The 22,187-nt window shown below is 40.8% G+C and carries 20 protein-coding genes, 2 tRNA genes and 1 pseudogene; 9 read left to right on the top strand and 14 right to left on the bottom strand.

Features of this window, described 5'->3' with window-relative positions; all coding sequences use genetic code 11:
• Window positions 1–246: 246 nt before the first annotated feature.
• Window positions 247–960 (top strand): sulfate transporter CysZ, encoded by a 714-nt coding sequence (gene cysZ / locus AN391_RS16885; protein ID WP_200909050.1) that lies wholly within the window; start codon window positions 247–249, stop codon window positions 958–960.
• A 49-nt stretch (window positions 961–1,009) separates the two neighbouring features.
• Here the strand turns inward: cysZ and AN391_RS16880 are convergent, their stop codons facing one another.
• The 14 genes and pseudogenes from AN391_RS16880 to hemA all read right to left on the bottom strand — a co-directional run bounded on the left by AN391_RS16880 (window position 1,010) and on the right by hemA (window position 16,153).
• A complete protein-coding gene (locus AN391_RS16880) occupies window positions 1,010–1,549 on the bottom strand; it encodes a hypothetical protein (RefSeq protein ID WP_235576497.1) in 540 nt (179 codons plus the stop codon).
• The gene (locus AN391_RS16875; RefSeq protein ID WP_055016480.1) at window positions 1,550–4,864 is read right to left on the bottom strand and encodes a PKD domain-containing protein; all 3,315 of its coding nucleotides are present in this window, start codon (window positions 4,862–4,864) and stop codon (window positions 1,550–1,552) included. It lies immediately after the preceding gene.
• Window positions 4,865–4,881: 17 nt separating this feature from the next.
• Complete coding sequence (rlmM, locus tag AN391_RS16870) at window positions 4,882–5,967, bottom strand: 23S rRNA (cytidine(2498)-2'-O)-methyltransferase RlmM (RefSeq protein ID WP_055016479.1); 1,086 nt, start codon at window positions 5,965–5,967, stop codon at window positions 4,882–4,884.
• A 17-nt stretch (window positions 5,968–5,984) separates the two neighbouring features.
• Complete coding sequence (locus tag AN391_RS16865; RefSeq protein WP_055016478.1) at window positions 5,985–6,353, bottom strand: DUF423 domain-containing protein; 369 nt, start codon at window positions 6,351–6,353, stop codon at window positions 5,985–5,987.
• Window positions 6,350–6,985, bottom strand: a complete 636-nt coding sequence (locus tag AN391_RS16860; RefSeq protein WP_055016477.1) for an alpha/beta family hydrolase — start codon at window positions 6,983–6,985, stop codon at window positions 6,350–6,352. Before AN391_RS16860 ends, AN391_RS16865 begins: the two co-directional genes overlap by 4 nt.
• 2 nt (window positions 6,986–6,987) lie before the next feature.
• Window positions 6,988–7,884, bottom strand: coding sequence for a transcriptional regulator GcvA (locus tag AN391_RS16855; protein ID WP_055016476.1), 897 nt, complete (start codon window positions 7,882–7,884; stop codon window positions 6,988–6,990).
• Window positions 7,885–8,012: 128 nt separating this feature from the next.
• Entirely contained in the window at window positions 8,013–8,867 is an 855-nt protein-coding gene (gene kdsA, locus AN391_RS16850; protein ID WP_055016475.1) for a 3-deoxy-8-phosphooctulonate synthase, read from the bottom strand.
• A gap of 9 nt (window positions 8,868–8,876) precedes the next feature.
• Window positions 8,877–10,130 (bottom strand): DUF819 domain-containing protein, encoded by a 1,254-nt coding sequence (locus AN391_RS16845; RefSeq protein ID WP_055016474.1) that lies wholly within the window; start codon window positions 10,128–10,130, stop codon window positions 8,877–8,879.
• Window positions 10,131–10,144: 14 nt separating this feature from the next.
• Entirely contained in the window at window positions 10,145–10,972 is an 828-nt protein-coding gene (locus AN391_RS16840; RefSeq protein ID WP_055016473.1) for a tetratricopeptide repeat protein, read from the bottom strand.
• A gap of 252 nt (window positions 10,973–11,224) precedes the next feature.
• Window positions 11,225–11,599: a SirB2 family protein gene (locus tag AN391_RS16835; RefSeq protein WP_055016472.1), complete on the bottom strand. Its 375-nt coding sequence runs from the start codon at window positions 11,597–11,599 to the stop codon at window positions 11,225–11,227.
• A 364-nt stretch (window positions 11,600–11,963) separates the two neighbouring features.
• Window positions 11,964–12,905, bottom strand: a pseudogene (locus tag AN391_RS16830) (DUF3369 domain-containing protein); the annotation flags it as partial.
• A gap of 56 nt (window positions 12,906–12,961) precedes the next feature.
• Window positions 12,962–13,801 carry a peptide chain release factor N(5)-glutamine methyltransferase gene (gene prmC / locus AN391_RS16825; RefSeq protein ID WP_055016471.1) on the bottom strand — a complete coding sequence of 280 codons (840 nt, stop codon included), beginning with the start codon at window positions 13,799–13,801 and terminating at the stop codon, window positions 12,962–12,964.
• A gap of 2 nt (window positions 13,802–13,803) precedes the next feature.
• Window positions 13,804–14,889 (bottom strand): peptide chain release factor 1, encoded by a 1,086-nt coding sequence (gene prfA, locus AN391_RS16820; protein WP_055016470.1) that lies wholly within the window; start codon window positions 14,887–14,889, stop codon window positions 13,804–13,806.
• A 7-nt stretch (window positions 14,890–14,896) separates the two neighbouring features.
• Window positions 14,897–16,153: a glutamyl-tRNA reductase gene (hemA, locus tag AN391_RS16815; protein WP_171042088.1), complete on the bottom strand. Its 1,257-nt coding sequence runs from the start codon at window positions 16,151–16,153 to the stop codon at window positions 14,897–14,899.
• An 83-nt stretch (window positions 16,154–16,236) separates the two neighbouring features.
• Here hemA and lolB point away from each other — a divergent pair, with 83 nt between their 5' ends.
• The 8 genes from lolB (at window position 16,237) to AN391_RS16775 (ending at window position 22,185) form a co-directional block, all read left to right on the top strand.
• Window positions 16,237–16,824 (top strand): lipoprotein insertase outer membrane protein LolB, encoded by a 588-nt coding sequence (lolB, locus tag AN391_RS16810; protein ID WP_082422816.1) that lies wholly within the window; start codon window positions 16,237–16,239, stop codon window positions 16,822–16,824.
• A gap of 2 nt (window positions 16,825–16,826) precedes the next feature.
• Window positions 16,827–17,684: a 4-(cytidine 5'-diphospho)-2-C-methyl-D-erythritol kinase gene (gene ispE, locus AN391_RS16805; protein ID WP_055016467.1), complete on the top strand. Its 858-nt coding sequence runs from the start codon at window positions 16,827–16,829 to the stop codon at window positions 17,682–17,684.
• Between the two features lie 90 nt (window positions 17,685–17,774).
• Complete coding sequence (locus AN391_RS16800; protein ID WP_004588832.1) at window positions 17,775–18,722, top strand: ribose-phosphate pyrophosphokinase; 948 nt, start codon at window positions 17,775–17,777, stop codon at window positions 18,720–18,722.
• A 151-nt stretch (window positions 18,723–18,873) separates the two neighbouring features.
• On the top strand, window positions 18,874–19,488 hold the full coding sequence (locus tag AN391_RS16795) for a 50S ribosomal protein L25/general stress protein Ctc (RefSeq protein WP_055016466.1): 615 nt from the start codon (window positions 18,874–18,876) through the stop codon (window positions 19,486–19,488).
• Between the two features lie 18 nt (window positions 19,489–19,506).
• Window positions 19,507–20,091, top strand: a complete 585-nt coding sequence (gene pth / locus AN391_RS16790) for an aminoacyl-tRNA hydrolase (RefSeq protein ID WP_082422814.1) — start codon at window positions 19,507–19,509, stop codon at window positions 20,089–20,091.
• A gap of 33 nt (window positions 20,092–20,124) precedes the next feature.
• Complete coding sequence (ychF, locus tag AN391_RS16785; RefSeq protein WP_055016464.1) at window positions 20,125–21,216, top strand: redox-regulated ATPase YchF; 1,092 nt, start codon at window positions 20,125–20,127, stop codon at window positions 21,214–21,216.
• Between the two features lie 744 nt (window positions 21,217–21,960).
• Window positions 21,961–22,037, top strand: a tRNA-Met gene (locus AN391_RS16780).
• Window positions 22,038–22,103: 66 nt separating this feature from the next.
• Window positions 22,104–22,185: transfer RNA gene (locus AN391_RS16775), tRNA-Leu, on the top strand.
• Window positions 22,186–22,187: the final 2 nt, after the last annotated feature.

Genomic DNA, 22,187 nt, shown 5'->3' with positions numbered 1-22,187 from the left:
TTAAAGAAATTGTTTTTAATAAAATAGCTAAATATCAGTGTTAGTATGCGTCAAGCTCACATTGTTTTGCAACAAAAAATAAACATTGTTAACAAAGCAGTCCAACTAAGACACTCATCAACTTTTTAAAAATTTTGCAGGTTTAACACTTTGTTACTTAAAAAGGCTGTTCAAAATTATCAGTCTAATTATACTGCATGCAGATATGAGTATTTTTTTGAGGTTACTGTGCAGATCATACAAGGTATGGAATATTTTTTTTCGGGCTTTAAATTAATTAGCCAAAAAGGCCTTAAGCGCTTTGTGCTTATCCCGCTTTTACTTAATATTTTATTGTTTGGTAGTTCACTCTTCTTTTTATTTGGTTGGCTAAGCGACAGCTTTAATTATATCAACAACATGTTACCTGAGTGGCTTAGTTGGCTTGAGTGGCTAATGTGGCCTATAGCAATACTTGTTGTACTATTTAGCTACAGTATGCTTTTTACCGTAATAACCAACTTTATTGCCGCACCATTTAATGGCTTACTCAGTGAAAAAGTTGAGCTTTATTTAACAGGTCAAAAAATAAATGACGACGGTTTTGCTGATTTAGTTAAAGACATACCCCGCATGGTAGGCAGAGAGTGGACAAAGCTTTGCTATTACTTACCCCGCGCTATTGGCTTTTTTATTTTGCTGTGGATTTTACCCGTTATTGGCCAAGTATTATGGGTTTTATTTACATGTTGGATGTATGCTGTGCAATACAAAGACTTCGCTTTCGATAACCATAAAGTAGGCTTTAAACAAATGAAAGACGATTTAAAGTCTAAGCAAGGCTTATCTTATGGCTTTGGCTTTGCTGTTATGCTACTCACTGCAATCCCATTTATTAACCTAATTGTTATGCCCGTTGCTGTGTGTGGCGCTACCCGTTTGTGGGTAGATAATTACCGCTCTAAATACCGAGTGGGCTAAATAACACTATAGCAATTAATAAAAGCACCTTATGGTGCTTTTATTTTACCTACTTCAATTTAAGTGCTGTGTAATTTAATTTAGCGCGCCTTGGTAGTGGTGCATTTTTTTCATCTTGTAAAATAAACGTAGTGATCACTATCGAGAATAACTGCTTTTCAAACGTTATGTTGATGACTTCGCCTATTTTAGTTTTATAAGTATGCTGCTGATTAAACAGTTTAAGCTCGCCGTTTGCTAATTGCTCAACATACAAATAGGGGGTGTGCAAAGGCAGTTTTAACCTTATAACATTTAAACTGCTTTGCTCTTGCACTGCAATCCACTCACCTTCTTTATAAAGCGTATTAAAACGCGTTATGCCCTCGGGCTGTAGTACAGAGTCTTTTTGTATTAAACACGTGCTGCACCCGTTTACACGCCTTTGCTGCCAATTTACTGGCTTGTTATTATAATAAAGTGCATCAGTTAGTAACCATTCACTATCATGGCTTTTGCCAGTGTTATGTGTGGCGTTTTGGCTACACGCAGCGATAAAACAAATAATAGCACCTTGCAAGAGGGCTGCTTTTATAAATCGGTAGCTCATTTAGTGCTCTTTAATTGCTTTAATTTGGTTGATTATAACCTCGCTTGGTGCTGCTTCTTTTATATAGCTAGGCAATGAAGTAGAAACAGCTTGAACACGTTGTTGTTGATACTGTTTATGGCTCATTGTATTGGCAACACCAAATCGATTGCCTGCACTTTGCGAGTAAAACTGCAAGTTGATCATGCCCCACTCGTCAGCGTCGGTAAGTACAGTAATTTGCGAGTCTTGGTTTGCATCAAAGTTAGTCAATGTATCGCCAAATATTGCATTGCAATTATAATCAACCGCCTCTGAGCCTGGTCTATTTAATCCGGCGCTTTCTTCAATAGCACTTTCATTTATATCTGCAGCACTACCATTTGAATAGTCAATTATAAAGTCATCTGTCGAGCCCGTTTGATTATTAGTATTTGGTACAAGGTCACAATTAATATTATTGGTATAAAACCGATCGTAATAACGGTCGCCTTCATTATTGCCTATGCTTGCAAGCCCCGTTAATTGATATAAGTAATTCATTGAGCTTAAATGGTTTGGCTTAAAGTTCACTTCTTCATCGCCACCATGGTAAAGCCCTAAATTATGGCCTAACTCATGAAAAATAGTAGATGCTTGGTAATTGTTCGTCACATTTTGTGATGTTTGATCATCAACCGATAACCCCCAACCGCCCATGGTCAACATTAGGTCATTACCATTTATTTCAGCAATACCCGAGCCACTAATGCTGCCGTCTTCGTTACCACTGTTTGCCATTAATAAATAATGAAAAATCGGACGGCGCGTTGTATCGGCATATTCCATTTTATAAGCAAATAAATTAGCTGTGCCTTGATCATATTCAAAGGGCGTGTAGCTGTTAAATGGTACGGTTGTACCGCCCCCTAAATCAAAGTTAGCGGTAGAAATACCCGTGCTTTGATCAAACAAATCGCCCACATCAAAGTGAACCATGTAACCATTAGATGCAAATACACTCACTACTTTTTCAAGTGCTATGCGCTGTGGCGTAATACCTGGATCTGTACTGTCCATATAATCAATTTCTATAAATATATCTTTTTGATTTTCACGTGCTCCCCATTCATATAAGGGTAGCCCGCCAAAGGTTGAGCCTTCTTGCTCAGCACAATCTGGAATACCATCTAAATCAGTATCGGTATCACAGGTAACATCGTTTTGCCCTGCAGGCGTATTAAAAACTGAGTAAGACCAATCGCCTGCTTGGTTAGTATCTGTTGCATTAAGCACTCGTTTTAAACTTGACCCTTGTTCAGCCTGCATTGCTGGCGCATTGCCGCCTTGCCACTGCGCGGCACTAACTGGTTGCTGGTTAGAGTTACCAAATTTTACAAAGTCGATTGTTTGTGTTGCTGCGCTGTTTAATAGCTCTGCATAGCCATTTATATACCAATAAGGACGTAGTTCATCGCTTTGGTTACCCACCAGCACAATTTTAGGGTTATTAAGTGCCGCACTTGCTAAAAATTCATCACCAAAGCGGCTTTGCAGTAAAATATAACTGCCGTTTTCTACTACTTTATTGGGTAAAGTAAATACTTGCTCGGCGCTTACTGAACTATCAAGCATATTAATTGCGCGCGTTTTTAATGAGTAATTTTGTAAATTAACAGCCTCTCCAGTGCCATTATAAATCTCAACCCAGGGCGTATCATTAGTAAATTGAACCGATATGATTTCAGTTATTTTTAAATCTTGGGTAGACGTAGTAAACTCACTCACTTGACCAGCTATTGAAGCAGTGCCGAAGAAATTTACTAACTGATCAGTTAAGCGGACTTTGTATAGCGTGTTTTCTAAAAAATTAGCGCTTAGGTTAACGCTTTTAAAATACTCATTCGTTTCATCTGGCCCATCAGAGATACTTTCTAAATTCAATGCCACACAGGTTGCAAAATCATCACTTGATACCTGAATACTGCCTTCACAACTACCCGCGCTACTATTAACAGTTAACGAACTACTGCGCATTACATCAGAGAACGTAATGCTAAGGGGGGTGTCAACCAATACCGGTTCATCTGATCCATTAGGTGTTATTTCTGTCACCGTTGCTGCGCTGGTATCAACAATTGTCGTATTAAGTAAAAAATTAGTGCTGTCTTCACCGTCACTGGCTATCAGGGTATAGCTTTTTGCAGAAATACTATTTACAGGCGGTGTATAGCTAAAGCGCAGCGCTTGGGCATCAATAACGCTCACTTGTGCCCCTTCTAAATCATCTGGAAAGATAATTTGTACCGTATCCCCATCGATGTCATTTACTGATAAATTAAATTCAGCACTTAAGTTGTACTCCACTTCAAGGCTTACATCATCAGCTACAGGTGGAGTATTTGGCGGCACCACAGCAACTGTTTTTTGGGCACTGTTAGTTGCATCGTCGTTATCTTTAACTGTGGCTAGAAAGGTAATATTAGTATTTTGAGCAACTACGGGGGCAATAAACGTTATACTAAACTCTGTTTGCGTAAATTCGACCACAGGGCCGTTTGTTTGCTGCCAGCTTATTTCGTTAATAGTGCCATCGTCGTCTTGCGCAGTGGCTGTTATTGTGACTGACTCATTTTGCATTGCCTCCTCAGGCCCTGCTAAAGTAATACTAGGCGCACTGTTTAATTGCGTAATAAGTACCGTTGCACTGCCTTGCACAGTGCCTCCTGCATTATCAGTTACAGTAACAGTAAAACCTAGCGTTTCGTTTTCACTCACATTCGGTGCAGTAAAGTTTAATACACCTTCGGTTTGGCTAAATTCAATAGAGGAACCAGCAGATTGCACCCACACTATGCTGGTAATCGTGCCGTCGATATCTTGTGCATTAGCAGTTAAACTCACTTGGGTATTAGCCAGTGCGCTGCTTGGGCCTGTAATGTTTACCGTAGGAGGCGTGTTTTGGACAGTAACCGTGCCTGAAAACACCTGCTCTGTTGTCGCCCCGTCGTTATCGGTTACTAGCACCGAAAAGCTAAAATTAGTGTCAGTATTTACATTTGGGGCAGTTACCGTGAGTGTGTTGCCATTGGCTGTAAAGGTAAATTCAGGCCCCGATAGCTGCTGCCACTGGTAACTAGAAACCTGCCCGTCGCTATCGCTTGCTTGAGCTGTAATGGTAAAGGTTTGGTTAGCAACAATAACACTGCTGCTAACATCAATACTAACGGTAGGGGCAGTATTAGCAGTTGAACCGCTGTCTGAGGAGTCACCATCACTGCCCCCGCCGCCGCAACCGGCTATTAAAAGTGATAAAAAAAGTAATCCTAGCCATTTGTAAACATTATTTAATACCACTTTTATGCCTCTATGATTTAGCTATACAAATTTTGGGGCACCTTAACAACGTTTAAATGAACGGTGATTTCCTCACGATCATGATACAAATGCTTTGCTTGCAACTCATAGGTTATACCGTACTTAGTAAGCTCTTCTTTGATCATCGTCAGGCATTCATAAACACTATCAAAGCGTTTTTTCATAGGCAGCTTTAAATTAAATATAAGCTCTTTGGCGTATGCGTTTACTGCCCAGTCAATCATTAGATTAGTCACTTTGGTTGGTTTTTCCACCATATCGCACACTAACCAATTAATATTTCTTTTTTCTGGGCGATATTTGAAACCATCGGCTCTAAAATGTTTAACTTGGCCTGTTTCCATCAAACTATCGTTCATTGGGCCATTATCTATTGCACTCACAAACATGCCTCTGCGCACTAATTGATAGGTCCAACCGCCAGGGCAAGCACCTAAATCAACCCCTCGCATGCCTGGTTGTACTCGCTCTTCACGTTCTTTCTCAGGAATAAAAACATTAAAGGCTTCGTCAAGTTTTAACGTTGAGCGGCTCGGTCCATCACTTGGCATACGTAAACGTAAAATACCCATAAAAAATGGCGAATTATTATAGCTATACGAATACCCTACATACGCGGCATTATTGGCTAAAAATAGTACATGCATCACTGGGCGGTTTGCTTTTGGCTCACGCAATACCGTGTTTTGTTTTTCAAGTGCTTTTTTTAGTGGTGTTGATATTTTTTTACAAAAGGTCAGCAGCTCTTTGCCTTCGTTAGTATCGGGGGTTTCTACACGCAATTCACTGCACAATGGAAACTCCTTTGCGGCTTCTTTTAATGCCGTCACACGGTCCTCTACCGGCATATTTTCAATCAACGTACCTGCAAACCACTGGCGCGCAAATACCATATTTTTAAAATCGACCTTTTTGATTATTTCGTCGCTGTGTTGCGCTTCAAAACATTCATAAATCACGTAGCCGGTATTTGGTTTGGCTTTAACATAGCCGGCAAAACCTTGCTCGGCAGCATGAAACGTTATTTCAGCAGCCGCATCGTTTTCAAAACCACTACGACAATAAATCACAACACTAGACATATTAACCCTTAAACTCTTTAAAACTTAAATCGTGCAACTTGCACTAAAATAACAACCCAACCAATTATAAAACATAACCCACCTAGTGGGGTTATTGGCCCTAACCACTTCATTCCGCTGAGGGCTAATAAATACAAACTGCCACTAAAAAGCAGTGTACCGGCAATAAAAAAGCCACCCGCTATGGATAAATTAATACCCCACTTAATTAAAATTGCTACGGCTATAAGTGCTAAGCCGTGCACCATTTGATACTCAGCTGCGGTTTTAAATACCCCGAGTGAATACTCAGTTAAACGACTTTTTAAGCCATGCGCGGCAAACGCCCCTAACATAACCGACAACATGCAAAAAAAGCTGCCTGTGAGTAAAAATAGTTTAATCATAATTGCTCCACTCTATTAGCTATAAATTTATAGGCTTCACGCGCCGCTGTTTCGCGGTTTTCAAGCTCGCTCACTCCACTTTTTTTACGCGGTTTAAGTGAATGATCACCATCGCTAAGCCATACAAAGCTTGGCTGTTTTGGCATAGAAAGCGTTTTAAGCTCTTCACGGGTACCAAAGGTATCTCGCTCGCCTTGTAATACTAAAAACGGGCAAGGTATATCTGCAAAATGCTCGGTGCGCAGCTTTTCAGGTTTACCGGGCGGGTGAAACGGATAACCAAACGCTAATACACCTGCAATCGGTTGAGTAGAGGTACAGGCAAGCATAGATGCCATACGCCCACCCATCGACTTGCCGCCAATAAATAACGGTAAATTAGGTTGCGCATTTGTCAGTACTTGCTCGTAATAAGCTAACAGTTTTGGAGCTCGCTCTGGTGGCCTACGTTTTTGTGTTTGTTTAGCAATTTGCATGTATTCAAAATCAAATAAACCTACATCAATACCCTGCGCACTAATGAGTTTAGCCATATGCTGCATAAAATCAGAATCCGCCCCTGCACCCGCACCATGTGCAAATATAAACTGTGCAATAGCCGGCTGCGTTGCGCTTTTAAACCATTCAATCATTATTAATACTCTTGTTCTTGCTCTACTAAGCTCAGCATCCAATCTTTAAACGACACTATTTTACCCAGCTCTGTTTGCGACTCTCTAATCACTAAGTAATACGCGTTTTTACTCTCTAAACTGTGGCTAAATGGGATCACTAAACGGCCCGCGTCAATATCGGGTTTGGCAAGCACACTATTGCCTATTGCTACCCCTTGGCCGTGCACCGCGGCCTGTAGCACCATTGATGAGTGGCTAAATATAGGGCCTTGATTCACTTGAACGTTGCGTACACCCGCCGTTTTCATCCAAGTTTTCCAGTTACGCCGTGTGGTATCGTGCAACAGCGTGTGTTGAGCTAAATCACTTGGCTCATTAAGCGGCTTATGACCGCTTAATAACAGCGGGCTGCATAAAGGCACTAAATACTCTGTGTGTAGTTTGTAAGTTTGAACCCCGCTCCAATGCCCTCTGCCATAATAAATAGCAATATCTACATCATCACTTAATGAATTTTCATCTTGGTCTTGCGCTTTTATACGCACATCTATTTCAGGGTGTAGCTCATTAAACAAACTTAACCGAGGTACTAACCACTGAATCGCAAAACTAGGAGTTAAGCTTACGGTAAGTGACCCCTTTGCACCGCGAGCAAGTAGCTTTTCGGTAGCATCTATTAACTGCGTAAAAATCTCTTTTATATCTAAAAAGTACCCTTGGCCTTCTTCAGTTAACAACAACGAGCGGTTTTTACGTAAAAACAATTTTAGGCCTAAATGTTCCTCAAGTGTTTTAATTTGGTGGCTCACTGCTGCTTGCGTTACATACAGTTCTTCTGCTGCTTTAGTAAAGCTTAAGTGGCGTGCCGCAGCTTCAAAAGCTTTAAGTGCGTTTAATGGAGGGACTCGTCTTGACATAGTAACCAAGCTTAGAATTAGTTTTTCTTATGCGTAAGATTATATACAGCATCGTTGTGCGTGTATATTAAAGGAATAAAAAAAGCGACCTAAGCCGCTTTTTAACTATTACCTAAATAGGTGTTAAATTATAAATCGCTTGCGCTTGTATCAAGTGGTGCAAAGCTTTTAATTAAATCATCTACCGCTTTCATTTGCGATAAGTACCCTTCAAGCTTACTAAGTGCCAATGCACATGGACCATCACACTTTGCTTCATTAGGATTAGGGTGCGCTTCAATAAATAAGCCCGCTATACCCAATGCCATGCCACTGCGAGCAAGCTCGGCAGCTTGTGCACGGCGTCCATCAGCAGAGTCTGCTCGCCCGCCTGGGCGTTGTAGCGCATGGGTTGCATCAAAAATAACCGGTGCCATAACTTTCATATCATCCATACCTAGCATATCAACCACTAAGTTGTTGTAACCAAAGCTTGAGCCGCGCTCACACAGTGCAACATTGTTGTTACCCGCTTCATTAAATTTAGTAATGATATGACGCATTTCATGGGGTGCTAAAAACTGTGGTTTTTTCACATTAATAATGGCACCCGTTTTAGCCATAGCGACTACTAAATCTGTTTGGCGTGCTAAAAATGCAGGTAACTGAATTACATCAACCACTTCAGCAACAGGCGCAGCTTGGTGTGGTTCGTGCACGTCGGTTATAAGCGGAATACTAAAGGTATTTTTAATCTCTTCAAATATTTTTAAGCCTTCTTCCATACCTGGGCCGCGGTATGAATTTATTGATGAGCGATTCGCTTTATCAAACGAGGCTTTAAATACATAAGGAATATTTAATTTAGACGTTACTTCTACATAGTGCTCTGCAATGCGCATTGCTAAATCGCGCGACTCTAAAACATTCATACCACCAAATAATACAAATGGTTTGTCGTTTGCCAGCTCAATGTTATTAATATTAATTACTTGGTTGTTCATTTAAATTCCTTAAGGTGCAACTGCTTGCATCATTAATCCACAAATGTAGGCCATATATGTACCTACACCATACCCTAGTACAGCTAATAAAACGCCCACTGGCGCAAGCGAAGGGTGAAACGCAGAAGCCACCACAGGCGCCGACGCAGCGCCGCCAACGTTAGCTTGCGAGCCCACCGCCATATAAAATAACGGGGCTTTTATTACTTTGGCTACAATCAGCATTAAACTTGCGTGTGTTAGCATCCAAATAGCCCCAATTAAAAATAATCCTGGGTTACTAAATATAGCGGTTACGTTCATATGTAAGCCAATTGATGCCACTAAAATATATAAAAAGCTCGAAGCAACTTTTGATGCGCCAAACGCTTCTATTTGTCTTACTTTAGTAAATGATAAACTAATACCAATCGTGGTTGAAATAACAATTAGCCAAAAGAATTTACTGTTTAAGCTGTACTCTTTAGCCCACGCATAATTGTTTGCAAAAAACGGCCCTAAAAAGTCGGCACAAAAATGAGCGAGCCCTGTTATACCAAATGCTATGGCAATAATGTTCATGTAGTCATTAAGTGTCGGCATGCGAGCATGCTGTGCATGGTATTGCTCAACACGGCTTTTTAAATCTTCTATAGCGGTTGTATCAGCCCCTGTTGCGGCATCAATTTTTTTATGGTTTGCGGCCATTAGTAATAAAACAGCCATCCAAATATTCGCCACAATCACATCAACGGTCACCATAACCGAGAAAATATCGCCGCCCACTTCAAACATTTCTTTCATTGAAGCTTGGTTAGCGCCGCCACCAATCCAGCTGCCGGCAACCGTTGTCATACCACGCCAAACAGCATCTGGGCCGTGGCCGCCTACTAAATCAGGGCTAAATACACTCACCACTAAAATTGATAAAGGTCCACCTATCACAATACCCAGCGTTCCCACTAAAAACATAATGAGCGCTTTGGGGCCTAAATTGATAATCGCTTTTAAATCAATACTAATGGTAAGTAAAATTAAACATGCAGGAAGTAAATATCGCGAGGCAACATAATAAATATTGGAGCTATGCCCATCAACAATGCCAAAGGTATTGAGTAAAGAAGGTAAAAAGTAACACAGCAATAATGCCGGTACATACTTATAAAATGCTTTTAGTTTGGGGTTTTCGCTGCTAGAGGTTTTAAAAATAAACCCTAAAATTACAGCAAGCAACCCCAGAACAACAGCATCATTAGTAATTAATGCAGTGTGAGTATCAGCCATATTTGTTCCTATTCTTAATGGTGTGTTTTATTATTATCTTCAAGTTCTTCTAGTTGATGCTGAATAATTTCGATTGCCGGATCGTCCGGGCACTCATCAATAAAAAACTGTAAATCATCGCGTGCCATTTTAGGACAATCTAACTGGTTGAGTAAGTAACCTCTGTCGCGTCTCTCGTACGGGTCATCGCCTAATAGCTCCATTAGCAACTCAACACAAACTAAAGCATGGCCAAATTTATTCTCGCTAATAAACGACCATTTTTGCTGCGCTAAAAACAGTTTATAAACTTCATCGTTATAGATAAGTTCAAGTGGCTCTTGCTCTTGGCCATTTTCTTCATCTGCATTTTCAGGAATGATGTACCAACTTTGTTGCCCACTGCGCGGCTCAATAATGTAGCCTTCTTCATCACTTATAGCGACATGCACGCTAATATCGCCCTGATTAATACACACACTGGCGTCTAAATGCGCTTGCTCAAGCAAGTGTGTTAATAAAATTCCTAATGTGGTTACAGAGCCGCTGCGCATGGTGAGTGTGTAACTCAAACTATTTATTTTATGCTCTGGCACCTTTAAGCCTGAGGCACTAAATAGCCACTTGCTATAAAAAGTATCGAGTAAAGCTTCTAATCTATCGTGAGGGTCTTTTTGCTTAACGCACAATGCATTTATCTGCTGTTCAAAGTCAGTTAAAACAGAAAAAGTAGGTGCTAAGTCTATTTGAGGGTCCCATTTCGATTCTGCATTAATACACCGATAAAGTGGCGGTGGAGTAAATTCATCATATGTATCATCTAAATAAGATTCGTCGTGTTCGTCATACCCGAGGGTGGTCATCAATACTACAACATTTATTAAAAAACGAAGGCATAGTTTACCTAATTTTAAGGATAGTTACCAATCCAGCAAAGCTTTGGCTTATAAATTAAGAATAGTGATGTGCTTTACAAAAAAGTGGCAGCCACGGTAGCTTGTGAAAGTGTGAAGGATTTGGCAAATACAGAGCGGCGTTTGCAGAATAAAGCGTTTGTCTAGAGTGCTGTGCGTGTCTAAAAAATTATACACGCACCGACTCTTAACCAGAAATTCTTATAAAAGTAGTGGCGATTTAGCCGTTGCTAAATACCCTATTGCTAAAATGACCACCGTATTAACCGCCACATACATAATTTTAGGCAGTGTTTTCGTTTGTTTAACGCTAATAATACCTATCGCAATGTAAATCACCACAAGCACTATTTTTTCTAATAACCATAGTTGCTCAAATGGGTTTATTTTGGCCATAAATACGAGTGTAAATGCAGAAATAAGTAACAAAGTGTCAATGCTGTGACTACCAATAAAAACCAATTTATTTTTGGCAAGCTTGCCACTGCCCATACGCGAAAAAGAGCGGATGTAAAATAAAATAACGCTTAGCATAGCAATTGCCATGTGTGAGTGTTTTACTGCTAAATAATCCATAAGCCTCAGTACTTTTTGTTTTAATAAAATTATTATACCAATCCGCATAAGTAAGTGATCTATTTTGAGGATGGAAAAACGTGTTGATAGCAAGACAAAAAATTCGCTATTTAGTTGTTCTCGGCAATTGCTCCTGCATTGCTCTACCTTCTGCATCCATGCAGTCGTAAATAAGAATTTTTTAACGCAGATAGCGACACGTTTAACCCCGCAAAATGATTAGATATTATTGCGGATTGGTATTAGAATCCGTTTAACGTTCAACATGCTCTACGGACTATCTCGGCTATTATGCCCTATAAACCAAAAAGCACATAGCTGCAAACGCTATGTGCTTTTTAATGTACAGTAATAGCTAGCCTTGCTGGCGTTGCACGTTCTCAAATGCAAGTTGTACATTTTGAGAAAAAATCTCAATTAAATTACGTTGCGTATCGGTTATATTTTTAGGGATCCCCGATATAAATAGCATCGAATTATGATTGTACTCGCTGCTACAATAAGCAAATAAATAGTTGTCTTTATAGATTATGCTCTTATCTTCAAGTGCTTTATGGCAGGCTTCTAATTGCTCACTAGGAAGTACATCATCTAAGACTTTACCTTCGCTTTTTTCAAACTCTCCCGTAGCAGAGCGAACAATCAACTTATCATTACTACTGTCTTCAATATTTTGAGCAACCAATGTTGTTGCATAAACGGCTTGATCCGCAATGCCTAGTAAAGAAGTAAGTTGCTGCATTACTCCTTCCATAAACTGCTCAATTGAACGCGTTGCAAAAATATCCCGCGAGGCAATAATGATTTTTTCAAGCCCTTCGCGAGATTGTTCTATAGAAATAATATCGCGATACGAGCGCAGGCTTGACATAATAACAGTAAACAGCTTTTGCGCTGTCAACTCTGTTTTTGATTTGTAATCATTAATATCATAATTAATAATAACTTGACGTTCAGGTGCTTGCCCTGGCTGACCTGTTCTTAAAATAATACGAATATGATTATTGTTAGCTTCTTCGCGGATAAATTTAGCAACTTGCAACCCGGCATCATCGGTTTCCATTACTACATCTAGCAGTACAATAGCGGCATCTGGGTGCGCATTTATTAATTCTTTTGCTTCAGCGCCCGAATATGCGCTTAAAAACTCTAAACGTTTATTCTGAAATTCAAAATCACTCAACGCAAGCTTTGTAACAGCATGAACTTCAGGTTCGTCATCAACGATTAATACTTTCCAAGTGCCAAGCTCTACTTCACTTTCTAACTCTTCTGGCTCATCTGAAAATAAAAAATCACCCATCATATTAAAAGTTCCTTAATGCATTTATAGAACACACATCATGGCTGTTTGTTGTCAAATTAAGGCCATTGTGCGAGCGTTACACGATCGTTATTTCCCAAGTCTTTTACTGTTTTAATATTTATATACGCCATTTGCTCAAACAAATGTCGAACAGCTTCACCCTGTTCAAAACCATGTTCTATTAAAAGATAGCCACTCGCGAGCAAATAGTCACGTGATTGTGTAATTATTTGTTTTATATCAGCCATTCCAGCCTCATCGGCCACTAACGCAGAAAGCGGTTCAAAGCGCACATCCCCTTCTTTTAAATGCTTATCGTCGTGCTCAATGTAAGGGGGGTTGGTAACAATTAAATTAAACTGCTCATTTTTCAGCGCGCTAAACCAGTTACTTTGCTTAACTTGCACATTATTAATCGCTAAACGCTGCTGATTACGCGTCGCTAAGGCCACTGCATCTGCTACTTTGTCTACTGCGGTAATATGCCACTTTGGCATTTCACTGCCCAGTGCAAGTGCAATAGCGCCAGTCCCAGTGCCTAAATCAAGCACTTTAGCTTGCTCAGGCATGGCAAGCTCTAAAGCGTGTTCAACTAAGGTTTCAGTATCCGGTCTAGGAATAAGCGTCGTGGCATTTACCTCTAGGGGTAAGCTCCAAAATTCGCGCTCACCAATAATATGCGCTACGGGCTCACCGTTTAAGCGCCGCTGACAAAATTCATCATATTGGCGCTGCTCATCGCTACTAAGCGGCTTGTCTGGCCACGTAAATAAATAACTGCGAGGCTTTTGAAGAACGTGTAATAACAGTACTTGTGCATCTAATTTGGCACTGTCACTTGTTGGTGCAAGTATGTTTGCACCAACCGCGATTGCCTGCTCAAGAGTGTGACTCACAATTACTCATCGCCCATGGCGGCAAGTAAATCGGCCTGATGCTCTTGCATTAATGGGTCAATAATTGCGCCTAAATCACCAGTTACCACTTCGTTTAAGCGATAAAGCGTTAAATTAATACGGTGATCGGTAATACGCCCTTGCGGGTAGTTGTAAGTACGAATACGCTCTGAGCGATCGCCACTTCCCACTAAATTACGACGTTCAGAAGCTTCTTCGGCTTGGCGTTTTTCATCTTCGGCCTGCTGTAAGCGCGCAGAAAGCACCGACATCGCTTTAGCACGGTTTTTGTGTTGCGAACGCTCATCCTGACACTCAACCACCACACCTGTTGGAATATGAGTAATACGAATTGCAGAATCGGTTTTATTTACGTGCTGTCCACCGGCACCCGAGGCTCTAAATGTATCTACTTTTATATCAGCAGTGTTTATTTCAATGGCTTCTGCTTCTGGAATTTCAGCCATTACTGCTACCGTACACGCAGAGGTATGTACACGCCCTTGCGATTCAGTCTCTGGTACACGTTGTACACGGTGAGCGCCCGATTCAAACTTAAGCTTACCGTACACGCCTTCGCCGCTAATATTTGCGATAACTTCTTTGTAGCCGCCGTGTTCACCTTCATTGGTGCTTACCACTTCCACTTTCCATTTTTGTGTTTCAGCGTAACGGCTGTACATTCTAAATAAATCGCCTGCAAAAATAGCCGCTTCGTCACCACCAGTACCGGCACGTACTTCTAAAAATACATTGTTGTTATCTTTAGGATCTTTAGGAAGCATAAGCACTTGTAGCTCATCTTCTAACGATAAAATTTGCGCTTTAGCTTCTTTGTATTCTTCTTGCGCCATTTCACGCATATCGGGATCTGAATCTTTTAGCATTTCTTCAGCAGTGGCGACGTCGTCTTGTGCTTGTTGGTATGCTAAAAATGTTTTTACAATTTCTTCAAGCTCAGAGTATTCTTTTGAAAGAGCACGAAAGCGGTTTTGATCACTAATGACCGACGGATCGCTCAGTAGCGCTTGTACTTCTTCGTAGCGTTCTACTAAGGTTTCTAATTTACGATATACAGACTCTTTCATTTAACTGTTATTCCTGATCAATACCTAACATTTTTTTCAACTGAGTTAGTTGAGCCACTTCACCTTTTTTAGCCGCATCTTGAATTGCACGGGTAGGCGCGTGCATTAAGCGGTTGGTTAATTTATTGGCCAACTCTAATATAATTTTTTCTGCATCTTTACCTGTATTTAGCTGACTAACCGCCCGCTCAACAAGTTCAGACTTAATGGTTTGTACGTCGTTTCGGTAGTGACGAATTAAGTCAACCGAATCGAGAGAGCGAACCCACATTTCAAATTCTTTTACGCGCTCGCTTATTATTAATTGTGCTTGCTGTGCTGCCTGTTCACGCGCGGCCATATTCTCACTTACAATGGCTTGTAAGTCATCAACGGAATATAAATAGGCCGCATCAAGCTCGCCTACTTGGCTTTCTATATCGCGCGGTACAGCTATATCAATAAACAGCATAGGCTTATGGCGGCGCTGTTTTAATGCTTGCTCTACTACCCCTTTACCTATAATTGGTAACGTACTGGCTGTTGAGCTAATAACAATATCGGCTTTGTGCAAACGTTCAGGTAACTGCGCCAGCGCAATCACATCGGCCGACACTTCTTGTGCCAAACCGCGTGCACGCTCAATGGTTCTATTGGCAACCGTAATTTGTTGCGGCTCATTTTGGTATAAATGTTTAGCGACAAGCTCTATTGTTTCGCCGGCACCAATTAATAACACATTGGTTTTATCAAGCTTGCCGTAAATATGTTTTGCTAAATTAACCGCAGCAAACGCCACCGACACAGCACTAGCACCAATATCGGTGTCAGTACGAACCTGCTTAGCGACCGAAAAGGTTTTTTGAAACAACCTATCAAACTTAACGCCTACAGCATCATGTGTTTTAGCGCTATGGTAAGCTTGCTTAATTTGCCCTAAAATTTGCGGCTCACCCAATACCAATGAATCTAAGCCGCACGCAACACGCATTAAATGATTAATAGCAGCATCACCTTGGTGGCAATATATATTTTTGCTCAGTTCATGTTCATCCAGGCCATGGAAACTGGCAAGCCACGCTAGCAATGCTTGGGAATTTGACTGCTCAAGGCTACAATAGATTTCGGTACGGTTACAGGTAGATACAATAACGGCTTCGTTAAAGTCGGCATGACCGCTTAATTGCTGGAGCGCCTCAGACATTTGCTCAGGCGAAAAAGCCACTTTTTCACGTAATTCTACGGATGCGGTTTTGTGATTAATACCAAGTGCTATGATGGTCATATTTGCCAAATATTGCTGCGCCCTACTTTAAAGGCGGCAATTTTACCAAAAATCAGCGGAATATGGAAAGTAAGGAACAACATTTGATTAGACATTATTTAATTTTATTCACTCTTTTTCTGTTTTTAGCGGGCTGCGCCCACAAAATTGATACAAAAACAACGCTTTACGATGATTGGAAACCTCGCTTAGCGGCGCAAAAAACCTGGCAAGCTCAAGGTAAGTTAGCGTTTATAAGTCCTGATGAGCGACAATCTGCAAACTTAAATTGGCAACAAGACGAAAAACAAAACAACTTAGTGCTCACTACGTTTATTGGTACACGTATATTGTCGTTAAAACAAACTCGCACAGGTGCGCTACTTGATTACGACGATAAAACATACACGGATACTAACGCTGCGTTATTATTAAAACGCTTAACCGGTTTTGATTTACCTGTTGATAACGCTGATAACTGGTTAAAAGGCACGTTAACCTCACAAACATTAAAAGTAGACGAACTTGGCCGTGCACAACAAGTTATCTGGTACGATAACACGAATAAAAAATGGCAAATAACGTATTCAAACTATAAACAGCAAGGTGGCTTTTGGGTCCCCGGCAACGTCACGCTAAAACACCAGCAAATTAAAATCAAAATTCAACTCTACAATTGGCAGTTTAATTAAGCATGAATACTCAAACGGCTTTTTCGGTCATTGCGCCGGCAAAACTCAACTTATTTTTACACATCAACGCGCGTCGTGATGATGGCTATCACGAACTAGAAACTTTATTCACCTTTTTAAATTTTGGAGACACACTCGAATTTTCTGCTAATGAAAGCGCTACTATTTTAGTAACGGGTGATACTAAAGACATAGCAGATTGCGATAATCTCATCTATAAAGCTGCTTTATTACTTAAAAAACATTGTCGTATTTCATCAGGTGTGAAAATAAATCTAATTAAACGCCTGCCTATGGGCGGCGGTGTTGGTGGCGGTTCGTCAGATGCTGCCACCACGTTACTTGCGCTTAATAAAATGTGGGATACTCAGCTAAGCATCGATGAATTAGCCAACCTAGGCTTGCAATTAGGTGCCGACGTACCGGTATTTATTCGTGGTAAAAGCGCCATAGCGCACGGTATTGGCGAACAGTTGGTGGAAGTAGAATTAGCGCAAAAATGGTATTGTGTAGTACACCCTAATCAACATGTAAGTACCGCTAAAATATTCACCCATCCAGATTTAAAACGCGACACACCAAAAATTTCAGGTGATTGGCGAACCCACAAATTAACCAATGATTGTGAGCCTTTAGTTAAAAAGCTCTGCCCCGAGGTTGAAAAAACCCTGCAGTGGTTGCTAAAATACGCCCCGTCGAAGATGACCGGAACAGGTTCATGTTGTTTTGTCGAATTTGCTAGCCAAGTTCAAGCACAAGATGTACTTGATAACCTCCCCCATACTTGGCAGGGTTTTGTTGCTTCAAGCACAAATGTCTCACCTGCTCATACGGAGCTTGCCGCCATATTCGATCAATGAAGTAACGTACAAGTAATCATAAGTTAACGCGTAGTAGGTTTTACCTATTTACCCGTTAGTCCAAAAATTCAGTGCCTGAGGAACCCTACCGTGCCTGACATGAAGCTCTTCGCTGGTAACGCAACACCTGAGTTAGCTCAAAAAGTTGCAAAACGTTTGTATATTGAATTAGGCGATGCTGTTGTTGGCCGTTTTAGCGACGGTGAGATCAGTGTTCAAATAAATGAAAATGTTCGTGGCTCGGATGTTTTTATCTTGCAATCAACCTGTGCCCCTACTAACGATAACCTAATGGAACTTATTGTTATGGTTGATGCTCTACGTCGTGCATCAGCAGGTCGTATTACGGCCGTTATTCCTTATTTTGGTTATGCACGTCAAGACCGTCGAGTACGTTCTGCGCGCGTTCCAATTACCGCTAAAGTTGTTGCCGATTTCTTATCAAGTGTAGGTGTTGACCGCGTTCTTACGGTTGATTTACACGCCGAGCAAATCCAAGGCTTCTTTGATGTACCAGTAGATAACGTATTTGGTAGCCCTGTACTACTTGAAGATATGGAAGAGCGTGAGTTTGAAGACGTTGTTGTAGTATCACCAGATATTGGTGGTGTAGTGCGTGCCCGCGCTATTGCAAAACTACTTCACGATACAGACCTTGCTATTATTGATAAACGTCGCCCGCAAGCAAACGTTTCTCAAGTAATGCATATTATTGGTGATGTTGAAGGGCGCGACTGTATTATTGTAGATGATATGATTGATACCGGTGGTACCTTATGTAAAGCCGCAGAAGCACTTAAAGAACATGGTGCTAAACGCGTATTTGCCTATGCAACACACCCTATTTTATCGGGCAAAGCCGCAGAGAACATCCGTAACTCAGTAATCGATGAAGTAATTGTAACTGACTCAATCCCGTTATCTGATGAATTAAAAGCGCTTGATAAAGTAAAAGTACTGACACTTGCTGACATGTTGGCCGAAACAATTCGTCGCATCAGCAATGAAGAATCTATTTCAGCGATGTTTGAACACTAAAATCACGCATCTGCTTGAACATGTAAGCGCCTTTTGGCGCTTTTTTTGTATGTGTTGTTTATTTTATCGGGGGGTGGTGTTATGATAGCGCGCCTTTTGGGTAGGGACCTTGGTCGCAAAGGCCCTAACACTTTTAATTATTGGAGACATTATGTCTAACGAAACTTATACTTACAACGCTGAACTTCGCGTAGAAACTGGTACTGGTGCGAGCCGCCGCCTACGTCGCGAAGACAAAGTACCTGCTATCCTTTACGGTGCAGATAAAGAAGCGGTATCGCTTACTCTTGCTCATAAAGACATGATCAAAGCACAAGAAAGCGAAGGTTTTTACACGCACATTCTTACGCTAAATGTTGGCGGCGAGTCTGTTGAAGCTATCTTAAAAGATATTCAACGTCACCCATTCAAGCCAAAAATCACTCACCTTGATTTCCAACGTGTAGATGCAACTCACAAACTAGTAACTAAAGTTCCTCTTCACTTCATCGGTGAAGAAGTAGTAACTAAAGCTGGCGCAACTGTTGTTCACCAGTTAACTGAAGTTGAGATTTCTTGTCTTCCTAAAGCGTTACCAGAATTCGTTGAAGTTAACGTTTCTAACTTAGTAGTTGGTGATTCAGTTCACATCTCTGACCTTGAGCTTCCTGCAGGCGTTCAGTCTGTTGAGCTAGGTAAAGGCGAAGGCCACGACCTGTCAGTAGTAACTATCAAAGCTAACAAAGCAGCTCCAGCTGAAGAAGAAGCTTCAGACGCTGCTGAATAATATTTAAGGTCTTGCACCTTGAATTCTATTCAAATGCTTGTGGGCCTGGCTAATCCAGGCCCCGAATACGCAAACACACGCCACAATGCAGGTGCTTGGTTTATTGAAGAACTCGCAGCACGCTACAACTGCACGCTCAAACACGATCCTAAATATCACGGCCTAACTGGCAAAGTGATCATCCAGGGCCAAGAATTCAAATTATTGATCCCCACCACCTACATGAACTTAAGTGGTAAAGCGGTCGGTAGTTTAGCCAATTTTTTCAAAATCCCCGTGGAAAACATACTCGTTGCCCATGACGAAATGGATTTAGACCCAGGCGTTGCCAAACTTAAAAAAGGCGGCGGCCATGGCGGTCATAATGGCTTAAAAGACATTATTGCAAAAATGGCAAACCAAAAAGATTTTATGCGCTTACGCATAGGTATCGGTCATCCAGGGCATCGTGAAATGGTCACAGGTTGGGTGCTTGGAAAAGCCCCCAAAGAAGACCAAGAAAAAATGGATGCAGCGGTTGATGAAGCAGTTCGTTGTATGGAAATACTTGCAAAAGATGGTGTGTTAAAAGCACAAAACAGACTACATTCTTTTAAACCATAATCGTTTAAACGAATCTTAACAAGGTATCTTACTATGGGTTTTAAATGTGGCATCGTTGGCTTGCCTAATGTTGGTAAATCAACGCTTTTTAATGCACTAACTAAAGCGGGTATTGAAGCCGCTAACTTTCCTTTTTGTACCATCGAACCTAACACAGGTGTAGTACCGGTACCCGATCCTCGCTTAGACGAGCTAGCAAAAATTGTAAATCCTCAACGTATTCTACCTACTAGTATGGAATTTGTTGATATTGCTGGTTTAGTAAAAGGCGCATCAAAAGGTGAAGGTTTAGGAAACCAATTTTTAGCAAACATCCGTGAAACGGATGCAATTGGCCATGTAGTTCGCTGTTTTGAAGACGAAAACGTAATCCACGTTGCAGGCACTATTGACCCTGCTGACGATATTGACGTTATCAATACCGAATTAGTACTTGCCGATATGGACAGTGCTGATAAAGCCATTTTCCGTAATGCTAAAAAAGCAAAAGGCGGCGATAAAGACGCTAAAGAGCAAAATGCAGTACTTGAAAAAGTTAAAGCACATTTAGACGAAGGCTTAACACTTCGTTCTTTAGAGCTTACTAAAGAAGAAAAAGCAGCAATTAGCTCAATTAACTTCTTAACTATTAAACCTACCATGTACATAGCTAACGTAGCTGAAGATGGCTTTGAAAATAATCCACACCTTGATCGTGTGCGCGCTATTGCAAAGTCTGAAGACGCGGTTGTTATTCCGGTGTGTGCAGCAATTGAGTCTGAGCTTTCTGAACTAGATGAAGAAGACAAGCTTGAATTTATGGCTGACCTAGGCTTAGACGAACCAGGCCTAAACCGAGTAATTCGTGGTGGATACGAGCTACTACATTTGCAAACCTACTTCACTGCAGGTGTAAAAGAAGTACGCGCTTGGACTATTCCAGTCGGTGCAACAGCACCGCAAGCGGCTGGTAAAATTCACACCGACTTTGAACGTGGCTTTATTCGTGCACAAACCATTGCTTATGACGACTACATTGCCTTTAACGGCGAAGGTGGCGCTAAAGAAGCAGGTAAAATGCGTCAAGAAGGTAAAGAGTACATTGTTAAAGATGGCGATGTAATGAACTTCTTGTTTAACGTATAATTACACTTAAACAACCTGTTTATAAAAACCCGCTTAATGCGGGTTTTTTTATGCCTGTAACAAGTAAGGTTTTATCCAAAAATTAAACGGCCTTAATCACTTTTGGCTTTTTATACCACTTTGCTTAGTTAAGAGATCTATTTTGAGGATGGATAAACGTGTTAATAGCTAGGCAAAAAATTCTATTTAGTTGCTCTAAAAGAGAATTTGTTAACACAGATAGCAACACATTTAGTCCGCAAAATGATTAAGTATTGTTACGATTTACTATTTTACTAACGAGCTATGTTAAATACTCTATTTGACGTGAGAAATACGTATCTATAATAAGCAAATTGCCCTACCAACTGTCGCCACGGTGATTCATATGTAACTTTTAGCGCAATTAGCGCAGCTTATGCCTGCTTAAAATGATTACATAGCCTAGTTGTTAAGTATCATAGCTTCATTCAATAGCTAAAATACGCAATAAACTTAGGCTTTAATACGTCTTGATCGCAAAACGACTACTGAAATACTCAGCAATTTTTGTATTAACGGTTTTAAGTTGTTATTACTTAGTGTACTTTGGCAGTTGATTTGCAGTTAAAAAAACAGCAATTTTATTAAAATTTAGTCTCTTAGCTTAATTTTCCTGCAAACAAACCCTGTTAAGTGTTTTTTTGCAAAAAAGGTGTTGACGGATTTGGGTCATATCAGCATAATACGCCCCGCACTCAGCGATGAAGTGATAACAAAAGAGATGGCTAAGTAGCTCAGCTGGTTAGAGCACATCACTCATAATGATGGGGTCACAGGTTCAAATCCCGTCTTAGCCACCATTTTCTTTTGTTGCTCAATAAAGAGCTTAAAATAACTACCTTCCTTTGATTATTCAAAGTGAAAATGCGGGAGTGGCGGAATTGGTAGACGCGCTGGATTTAGGTTCCAGTATCTTAGGATGTGAGAGTTCAAGTCTCTCCTTCCGCACC

This window comes from Pseudoalteromonas sp. P1-13-1a (assembly GCF_001401875.1).
Lineage (GTDB): Bacteria > Pseudomonadota > Gammaproteobacteria > Enterobacterales > Alteromonadaceae > Pseudoalteromonas.
The sequence above is the reverse complement of the archived record's forward strand: the minus strand, read 5'-3'. Positions and strand labels throughout refer to the sequence as shown.

Coding starts and splice junctions, on each gene's coding strand:
- prfA (WP_055016470.1), bottom strand. CDS start 14,889: ATGAAAGAGTCTGTATATCGTAAATTAGAAACCTTAGTAGAACGCTAC.
- ispE (WP_055016467.1), top strand. CDS start 16,827: ATGAATACTCAAACGGCTTTTTCGGTCATTGCGCCGGCAAAACTCAAC.
- cysZ (WP_200909050.1), top strand. CDS start 247: ATGGAATATTTTTTTTCGGGCTTTAAATTAATTAGCCAAAAAGGCCTT.
- AN391_RS16880 (WP_235576497.1), bottom strand. CDS start 1,549: ATGAGCTACCGATTTATAAAAGCAGCCCTCTTGCAAGGTGCTATTATT.
- kdsA (WP_055016475.1), bottom strand. CDS start 8,867: ATGAACAACCAAGTAATTAATATTAATAACATTGAGCTGGCAAACGAC.
- AN391_RS16835 (WP_055016472.1), bottom strand. CDS start 11,599: ATGGATTATTTAGCAGTAAAACACTCACACATGGCAATTGCTATGCTA.
- AN391_RS16845 (WP_055016474.1), bottom strand. CDS start 10,130: ATGGCTGATACTCACACTGCATTAATTACTAATGATGCTGTTGTTCTG.
- AN391_RS16840 (WP_055016473.1), bottom strand. CDS start 10,972: ATGACCACCCTCGGGTATGACGAACACGACGAATCTTATTTAGATGAT.
- hemA (WP_171042088.1), bottom strand. CDS start 16,153: ATGACCATCATAGCACTTGGTATTAATCACAAAACCGCATCCGTAGAA.
- AN391_RS16795 (WP_055016466.1), top strand. CDS start 18,874: ATGTCTAACGAAACTTATACTTACAACGCTGAACTTCGCGTAGAAACT.
- AN391_RS16860 (WP_055016477.1), bottom strand. CDS start 6,985: ATGATTGAATGGTTTAAAAGCGCAACGCAGCCGGCTATTGCACAGTTT.
- ychF (WP_055016464.1), top strand. CDS start 20,125: ATGGGTTTTAAATGTGGCATCGTTGGCTTGCCTAATGTTGGTAAATCA.
- AN391_RS16855 (WP_055016476.1), bottom strand. CDS start 7,884: ATGTCAAGACGAGTCCCTCCATTAAACGCACTTAAAGCTTTTGAAGCT.
- rlmM (WP_055016479.1), bottom strand. CDS start 5,967: ATGTCTAGTGTTGTGATTTATTGTCGTAGTGGTTTTGAAAACGATGCG.
- AN391_RS16865 (WP_055016478.1), bottom strand. CDS start 6,353: ATGATTAAACTATTTTTACTCACAGGCAGCTTTTTTTGCATGTTGTCG.